2 protein-coding genes are annotated in these 1,263 nt (G+C 37.1%); both read left to right on the top strand.

What is annotated here, in order from left to right:
* Nucleotides 1–361 precede the first annotated feature (361 nt).
* The gene (locus K5G00_RS29355; RefSeq protein ID WP_238770185.1) at nt 362–667 is read left to right on the top strand and encodes an IS110 family transposase; all 306 of its coding nucleotides are present in this window, start codon (nt 362–364) and stop codon (nt 665–667) included.
* A gap of 41 nt (nt 668–708) precedes the next feature.
* Nucleotides 709–1,086 carry a hypothetical protein gene (locus tag K5G00_RS29350; protein WP_238770183.1) on the top strand — a complete coding sequence of 126 codons (378 nt, stop codon included), beginning with the start codon at nt 709–711 and terminating at the stop codon, nt 1,084–1,086.
* The last annotated feature ends 177 nt before the right edge of the window (nt 1,087–1,263 follow it).

The raw sequence follows: 1,263 nt of genomic DNA, 5'->3' as shown, positions 1-1,263 counted from the left end.
TTCATCTATCTTTAAGGTATAAAACACCAAATACGGTGTTTAATGATGTTGCTTAATACAATGTTTAACCTGTAGCCGTATTCTAGGACTAGACATTCCTCCTACTGGTTGTAAAACAGTTGAGTTTTTGTGCTAACGGGTTATCTTAGCATTGAGCTCCGAGTTAAGGCCGGTTTAAGCAATGGTGTTTATTAAACCCGAGCGCAATCAAGGTTAGGATGTAAAAAGTCAGTGATATTTCTTTACTGACTTGGGTTAGAGTTTAATGGCGATCCGTCTGTTGACGGAATCCCGATCGGAATATTTTCAAAGTTAAAGAGTTACATCCCAGGAGCTTTTTAACATTTTAAACATTTAAGATATGGGAAAGAAACAAATGAGTTTAGAAGTAGTCAACCCTGATGCAGCAGGGATTGACGTAGGAAGCAAAAGCCACTGGGTTGCCATTGGACAGGATGCCCAGGACATTAGGGAATTTGGTGTTTATAGTGAAGACCATCAGGAACTCTGCCGATGGTTATCTAAAAATGGTATCACCTCAATTGCGATGGAAAGTACTGGTACTTATTGGCAAACTTTGTTTAGTGCATTAACAGCAGAAGGTTTTGAAGTGATACTGGTTAATGGGAAACAAACTAAAAACGTGAAAGGGAAAAAACAGACATAAAAGATTGCCAATGGATACAAAAGCTACATTGTTTAGGTTTATTGAGCCATAGCTTCCTTCCTGACAGTACCACTGAAATAATCAGAACTTATTCAAGGCACAGGCAAAACCTGATAAGACAAACCGGGCAAACAGTTTTGAAAGTCCAGAAATACCTCAGGCTAATGAATATGAGGTTGGATGTTGTTGTAAACGACATCGTTGGTTTAACCGGAACCAAAATCATAAATGCATTTATTAAAGGTGAAACCAAGGGTATAGAACTCGCTAAATACCGGCATTACAATTGCCGTAACCCTGAAAAAGAAATAGGGCATTACAATATAATGGAAGAAAAGATTATCTGTTTGCCCTCAAACAGGAATGGGAAACCTATTTGCATATACAAAAACAAATCAGTGAAGTTGATGTCCAAATAAAAAACCTACTTGAAGATATTATCGACCAGGACCACAACAAGAAACAGCACGTTGCCAATAAAAAATCATATAAGCGTAAAAATAATACCATTTTAAATACAAAATGCCGCATTGAAAATTTTTAGGTAGTGTTTGTTTCCGGTTATTGACATTATGGTTTCGGGTTGCATTTCTATT

The organism is Maribellus maritimus (assembly GCF_022267315.1).
Lineage (GTDB): Bacteria > Bacteroidota > Bacteroidia > Bacteroidales > Prolixibacteraceae > Draconibacterium > Draconibacterium maritimum.
The sequence above is the reverse complement of the archived record's forward strand: the minus strand, read 5'-3'. Positions and strand labels throughout refer to the sequence as shown.